We start from the raw sequence: 7,656 nt of genomic DNA, 5'->3' as shown, positions 1-7,656 counted from the left end.
GCCACCGCCAGCGACCCCCAACAACGCCTCCTCCTCGAAACCACCTGGGAAGCCTTCGAACGCGCCGGCATCAACCCCACCACGGTGCGCGGCACGCGCGGCGGAGTGTTCGCCGGCGTGATGTACAACGACTACAGCTCCCGACTGCCGAAGGCACCCGAGAACTTCGAAGGTTTTTTGCTGACGGGTAACGCCTCCAGCGTCATCTCCGGTCGGCTCGCGTACACCTTCGGGCTGGAGGGCCCGGCGGTGACGATCGACACGGCCTGCTCCTCCTCGCTGGTCGCCCTGCACCTGGCAGGGCAGTCCCTCCGTCAGGGCGAATGCACTCTGGCCGTCGTCGGGGGCGTGACCGTGATGTCGACCCCGACCACCTTCGTGGAGTTCAGCCGCCAGCGCGGGCTGTCGGCGGACGGCCGCTGCAAGGCGTTCTCCGCCGACGCCGACGGCACGGGCTGGGGCGAAGGCGTCGGCGTACTCCTCGTCGAGCGGCTGTCCGACGCCCAGCGCCTCGGCCACCCTGTGCTGGCGGTAGTGCGTGGCAGTGCGGTCAACCAGGACGGCGCCTCCAACGGCCTCACCGCACCCAACGGTCCCTCGCAGGAACGCGTCATCCGTCAGGCGCTGGCGAACGCCCACCTCACCACCCTCGACGTCGACGTCGTCGAGGCGCACGGAACGGGTACGCGCCTGGGCGACCCGATCGAGGCGCAGGCGCTGCTGGCGACCTACGGGCAGGGGCGGTCGGAGGACCGCCCGCTGTGGCTGGGCTCCATCAAGTCCAACATCGGACACACGCAGGCCGCCGCCGGCGTCGCAGGCGTGATCAAGATGGTGCAGGCCATCCGACACGGCATCATGCCCCAGACCCTCCACGCAGAAGAACGCTCCCCGATCGTCGAATGGGACTCCGGCGCCGTCGAACTCCTCACCGAGGCCCAGGAATGGGACGAGGCCGGGCGCCCGAGGCGTGCTGCGGTGTCGTCCTTCGGTATCAGCGGGACGAACGCGCACGTGATCCTGGAGCAGGCACCGGTGCTTGAGGAGGCGGCGCCGGAGGGTAACGCGGGCGAGCCGGACGAGAGTGTCGCTTCGGTGGTGCCGTGGGTGGTGTCGGGTCGGGGTGGGGGTGCGGTTGCCGGGCAGGCCGGGCGGCTGCTGGAGGCGCTCGGGGCGGCCGAGGCCTGGTCACCGGGTGATGTGGGCCGGTCGTTGGTGGGTTCGCGGGCGGTGTTCGAGGACCGGGCGGTGGTGCTGGGGTCCGGCCGTGAAGGGCTGCTGGCGGGTCTGGCCGGGCTCGCCGGTGGTGTCGAGGTGCCGGGGGTGGTGCGGGGCCGTGCGGCGGGTGAGGGCCGGGTGGCGGTGCTGTTCACCGGACAGGGCTCGCAGCGACCCGGCATGGGCGCCGGACTGTATGAGACGCAGCCGGTGTTCGCCCGGGCCTTCGACGAGGTGTGCGCCGCGCTGGACGCGCACCTGCCGGTCCCGCTCAAGGACGTCGTCCTCGGCGGGGAGGACGAGGACGGGGAGGACGGCGGGCGTCTGGATCAGACGCTGTTCACGCAGGCCGCGCTGTTCGCGGTGGAGACCGCGCTGTTCGCACTGGCCCGGTCCTACGGTGTGATCCCGCACGTCGTGGGCGGCCACTCGGTCGGTGAGGTGACCGCCGCCCACGTCGCGGGCGTGCTCTCGCTGCCGGACGCGGCACGCCTGGTCACCGCACGGGGACGTCTGATGCAGGCCGCCCGGGCCGGCGGGGCGATGATCGCGGTCGAGGCCACCGAGGACGAAGTGCTGCCCCTGCTCGGCGAACGGCTCTCGCTGGCCGCGGTGAACGGGCCGACGTCCGTGGTGGTCTCGGGTGACACGGATGCGGCGGAGGCGGTTGCGGCGCACTTCCGTGGTCTGGGGCGGCGGACCCGGCGTCTCACGGTCTCCCACGCCTTCCACTCGCCCCACATGGACACCGTCCTGGACGACTTCACCCGCGAGATCCGGACCCTGGACTTCCGGGCCCCGCAGATCCCGGTCCTGTCCAACGTCACCGGGGTTGTGGCCACCACCGGGGAGCTGACCTCACCGGAGTACTGGGCCCGCCACATCCGCGGCACGGTCCGCTTCCACCACGGCATCCAGCACCTCGCTACCGAACACGCCGTCACCGCCTACCTCGAACTCGGCCCCGACCCCGTCCTGACCGCCAGCATCACCACCACCCTCAGCAGCACCGACACAGGTGACCAGGCTGTGGCTGTCGCAGCACTGCGCAAGGGCAAACCCGAGGACGAGACGTTCCTCACCGCCCTCGCCCACCTGTGGACCACCGGAACCCCCATCACCTGGGACCACACCCCGGCCCTCACCGGCGGCCGCACCACCGACCTGCCCACCTACGCCTTCCAGCACCAGCGCTACTGGCTCGAAGCCCCCGCAGTGACCGGAGACGTGACCGGTCTCGGCCAGGCCGACGCCGGACACGGACTCCTGGGTGCGGCCGTGGACCTGGCCGACGAAGGCGGTGCGGTCCTCACCGGCAGGCTGTCCCTCGCCACGCAGCCGTGGCTGGCGGATCACATGGTGCTGGGCAGGGTCCTGCTGCCGGGCACCGCGTTCGTGGACCTGGCCGTCGCCGCGGGTGACCGCCTGGGCGCCGGACACCTCGAAGACCTCACCCTCCATGCACCGCTGGTGATCACCGAAGGCCAGGCCCTCCAGCTCCAGGCCACCCTCACTCCGGACGAGGGCGGATACGCGCTGGCCGTGCACTCCCGGCCCGACGACGGGAACGGCCCGTGGGTCCGGCACGCCACCGGCCGCCTCACCACCGGAACACCCGAACCCGCCCCGTCCGACAGCACCTGGCCCCCCACCGACGCCCAGCCCGTTGACCTCGACGGTCTCTACGACCGCCTCGCCGCCCGGGGCTACGAGTACGGGCCGCTGTTCCAGGGCCTGCGTGCTGCGTGGCGCCACCCGGACGGGGACGTCTCCGCCGAGATCACCCTGCCTGTCGAGGGTGTGGACACCGCCGGGTTCGGTATCCACCCGGCTCTCCTGGACGCGGCGCTGCACGCGCTGTTGCTGGACGACCGGGCGGGTGAGCCGGTGGTCGTGCTGCCGTTCGCGTGGAGCGGGGTCACCCTCCACGCCACCGGCGCCACCACCCTGCACGTCCGCTGGACGACCACCGGCGAGAACACCCACGCCCTCACCGCCACCGACCCCACCGGCACACCCGTCATCACCGCCGACGCCCTCACCGTCCGCGAGACCACCACCGACCAGCTCGCCGCGCTGACCCCCGCCCCCACCCCCGCGGACGACCTCTACCAGCTCACCTGGACCCCCACCCCCGACACCGCCGAGGCCGGGTCCGAGGACGACACGGGTGAGCTGGTAATCCTGGGCACGGAGACGTTCGGTCTGACCGGTGTGCCCGTCGCCACCGGTCTGGACGACGTCCCCGCGAACGTCCACGTGTTGCTCACCGTGCAGCCCTCGCCGCCCGACGCCGGCCCCGCCCACACCCACGCCGTCCTCGCCGACACCCTGGCCGCCCTCCAGGCGTGGCTGGCGCATCCCGGTCACACCGACGGGCACATGACCGTCGTCACCCGCCACGCCGTCACAACCCACCCCACCGACCCCGCCCCCGACCTCACCGCAGCAGCCGTCTGGGGCCTGGTCCGCACCGCACAGACAGAACACCCCGACCGCCTCACCCTCCTCGACCTCGACCACCACCCCCTCACCCCCCACACCCTCACCACCACCCACCACCACCCCCAAACCGCCCACCGCAACACCACACCCCACACCCCCCACCTCACACCCACCACCACCGACACCACCGTGAACGTGCCGACCACCCTCGACCCCGAAGGCACGGTGCTGGTGACCGGCGCCACCGGCACCCTGGGCTCCCTCTTCGCCCGCCACCTCGTCACCCAGCACCAGGCCAGGCACCTCCTCCTCGTCAGCCGCCGCGGCGCCGACGCCCCCGGCACACACGAACTCACCACCGAACTCACCGAACTGGGCGCACACGTCACATGGGCCGCAGCCGACCTGTCCGACCATGAGGCAACAGCCGCCGTGCTGGACACCGTCCCAACCGAACACCCCCTCACCGCCGTCATCCACACCGCAGGCGTCCTCGCCGACACCCTGCTGGAGAGTCTGACGCCGGAGCGTCTGTCGGAGGTCCTGCGTCCGAAGGTCGACGCGGCCTGGAACCTCCACCACCTCACCCGCGACCTCGACCTGTCCGCGTTCGTCCTGTTCTCCTCCATCACCGGAATCACCGGCAACGCCGGACAGGCCAACTACGCCGCCGCCAACACCTACCTCGACGCCCTCGCCCACCACCGCCACACCCACCACCTCCCCGCCACCTCACTCGCCTGGGGCCTCTGGGACAGCACCACCGGCGGCATGGCCGACACCCTCACCCAAGCCGACCTCGCCCGCATCGCCCGAACCGGCATCGCCCCCCTCACCACCCCCCAAGGCCTCACCCTCTTCGACACCGCCCTCACCACCACCCACCCCACCCTCACCCCCGCCCACCTCGACACCACCAACCTCAACGACCAAAGCCCCCTCGTACTCCAGGGCCTCGCCGCCCCGGCGCGCCTCCGCCGTGCGGCGGCTCGCACCTCCCCCGCCAGCGGTGGAAACCGGACCGTCGGCACCGGCGGGGCGACGCTCGCCGCCCAGCTCACCGGGCTCGCCGAGGAGGAGCAGCGGCAGGTCGTCCTCGATCTGGTGCGGGAGAGCGTGGGGACCGTGCTGGGGCATTCCGGGGGAAGCGGTCTTGATCTCGACCGGGGCTTCCTCGCCATGGGCTTCGACTCGCTGACCGCGGTCGAGTTGCGCAACCTGCTCAACAAGAGCACCGGGCTGAAGCTGCCCACGACGCTGGTGTTCGACCACCCGACCCCGGCCGCGCTGGCGGCCTACCTGCTCGCCCAGGCGGTGCCGGACCCGGCCGACGCGCTGCTCGCCGAACTCGACCGCTTCGAGGCGGCGTTCGCGAGGAAGCAGTCGGCCGACGACGTACGCTCCGGGTTGTCCGTCCGGCTGCACGCGCTGCTCGCGGCGCTGAACGGGACCGAGGGGGACGAGGACGGTGCGCCCGGTGTGCTCGACCAGATCGGCAGCGCGTCGGACGACGAGATCTTCTCCTTCATCGACAACGAGCTGGGGGCCAACTGACCGGCCTCGCCCACCGAAGCCGGCGCGCCGCCGTCGCTGTCTCCGGGCGGCGGCCGGGCGCTGACCGCCCGACGCCGCCCGCCGCGGCCCGACGGGACGCAGGGCGTACGACGCACGGCGGGTACCAGGGCCCCCACGGTCCCGGTACCCGCCGTGCGTCCGCGCCGCGGGCCGCCGTCAGACGGTCGCGACGCCGTTCGAGTAGCGCTTCATGTTGTAGACGGCGAAGCCGTTCTGCACCGGGTCGCCGGAGCCGTTGATGGCGTGCAGCATGCCGCCGCCGCCCGCGCCGTTGAGGCACACGGTCATCAGGTCGGTGAAGACGACGCCCGGGGTGTCGGGCACCTCGTACGTCCGGTCGGTGTAGATGTCGGCTTCCAGGTTGAAGAAGCAGTAGCTGCCCAGACCCCACGCCAGGTGGTCGCGGACGTCGCCGGCGACCTTGTAGGACGCGTAGCCCTTGGTGCCGCCGTGCACCCACGCCGTCTGGGTGGGGACGTCGTACGGGTTCTCGTTCTGGAAGAAGTACGTGCGGCCGCTCTCGCCGTTCCAGAGCACCTCGTACTTCTGGTAGTGCTCGACGAAGAGCCCGTATGTGGTGACGTGGTCGCCGTTGACGAGGATGCCGGTGTCGGCCGGGTTCACCGTCCAGCCCACCGTGCCGTCCAGGCCGTGGTCCGCGCGCCACAGCCACAGGTGGTCGCAGATGACGTCGTTGCTGTCGATCTGGAGGCTGACCCCGGCGCCGCCCGCGACGGCCCCGCCGATCCGGGCGAAGAGGTCGAAGATCACCGTCGGGTCGTTGCTGTGCCGGTGCCTGGTGCGGCCTTCGCCGACCCGGACGAGCACGGGGGTGTTCTTGGACGCGGCCTCGACGAGCACGCCGGCGATCGTGACGCCGTCGACGTCGGCGACCTCGATGAGCGTGTTGTTCCGGGCCGAGCGCAGCGTCGTGTAGCCGAGGCCCAGCACGACCGTGCCGGGGCGGGTGACGCGGATGGGCGAGGTCAGGTTGTAGATGCCGGGCGTGAAGAGCAGGTGCCGGCCGCTGCCGAGGGCGCGGTTGATCTCGGTGGCCGAGTCGCCGGGCCTGGCCACGAAGAAGCGGTCCAGCGCGATGCTCTTGCCCGCGGCGCGGCCGCCGGCCCAGGTGGTGCCGGTGCTGTTGCGGCGCAGCCCGGGGACGAAGACCTCGTAGTCGCCGTGCCGGTCCACGGTCAGGAAGGGCTTCTCGCGTACGACCGGGGTGCGGTCGACGGTCGTCATGGGGGGCGTCGGGAAGGACTGGGCGGGCGCGCCCTGTACGCCGACGAAGACCATGTTCCAGTTGGAGCCGACCCAGCTGCCGAGGGTGTCGTTGCGCGAGATCCACTGCTGCTGCGAGCCGGACTGCACCTCGCCGTCCACGACGCTGTCGGCCAGGTACCCGCCGCTGGACCATCCGTTTCCGGGCGGGCTCGGCATGAGGTTCATGTCGCCCTTGACGTGCACCCGGCGCATCGGCCCGGCCTGGGCGACGGCCCACCGGTTGAGGCCGTCCGGCGGCACGATGGTGAGGTTCTCGGCGGCGCGCCAGAAGTTCTGCGTGCCGTTGCCGTCGAACCACTGGGCGTCGACGGTGATGTGGCCGTTGATCACGACGTCCGACGGGCTCGCCCCGAGGCCGAGGACGTGCGTGTAGAAGCCGACGTTGATGTCGACGGTGTACGTGCCCGGCATGAAGGCCAGCGCGTAGCGCTCGTCGCCGAACTGGTTGGACTCCTGGATCGCGAAGACGGCGTCGACCTGCGCCTGGATCGCCGCGTCGCCCATCGACGGGTCGAAGACGAGGACGTTGTGCCCCAGGTCCGCGCCCTTGTGCCCCTTCGGCGGGCAGGGACGGGCGGACGGCGCCGCGGCGTGGGCGGTACCGGTGGCGATGCCGCCGGCCAGCGGCACCGCGGCGGCGACGGCCGCCCCGCGGAGCACGGATCGGCGAGAGGGAATGACGGACACGGCTCTCCCTGTGGTGGTGGATCAGGAGGACTGCGCGGTGGGCCGGACCGCGAGAGAGCGCTCTCAGGGCGAGAGTGAATCATCGTGGGTGGGCAGCGTCAATAAGTCTGCGGGCTTCTCCGAGGGTCGTACGATCCGGGCGGATCACGCACCGGGCGGGGGAAGTTGGGCGCCGGGCGTCCCGTGGTACGGGGGTGCGGCCGACCGCCGCCGGGTCTCCGCCCCCGGGGCGGGGGTCGGCCGCGCGCTTCCCCGCGCCACTGCGGGACCGGAAGACACGGGCGAAAGGCCGGGGAAGACCGGCCCGCGCGCCAAGCGCGGAAATAGGCACGGGAATTGATCACCCGTCAATTCGGCGGAGCCTTCGCGGCGCCGTGACCTGCGGCGCCGGGAGCGCCGGGAATGCGGGTGGCGCGTGCACGACAGCTTGTATTTGTGCAATGA

At 71.9% G+C, this 7,656-nt stretch carries 2 protein-coding genes; one reads left to right on the top strand and one right to left on the bottom strand.

Going from position 1 to position 7,656, the window contains the following annotated elements:
• Nucleotides 1-5,217: SDR family NAD(P)-dependent oxidoreductase (locus ACH4PY_RS35380; protein WP_398192593.1), on the top strand; the 5,217-nt coding region annotated here is incomplete at its 5' end.
• 177 nt (nucleotides 5,218-5,394) lie between these two features.
• On the opposite strand, the gene ACH4PY_RS35375 is transcribed toward ACH4PY_RS35380, so the two are convergent.
• Nucleotides 5,395-7,212, bottom strand: a complete 1,818-nt coding sequence (locus ACH4PY_RS35375) for an adenylyl cyclase (RefSeq protein ID WP_398192591.1) — start codon at nucleotides 7,210-7,212, stop codon at nucleotides 5,395-5,397.
• Nucleotides 7,213-7,656 lie beyond the last annotated feature (444 nt).

Source organism: Streptomyces sp. NPDC021224 (assembly GCF_044332905.1).
Lineage (GTDB): Bacteria > Actinomycetota > Actinomycetes > Streptomycetales > Streptomycetaceae > Actinacidiphila.
Note: the sequence above shows the minus strand (reverse complement) of the source record. Positions and strands in the feature narration are given on the sequence as shown.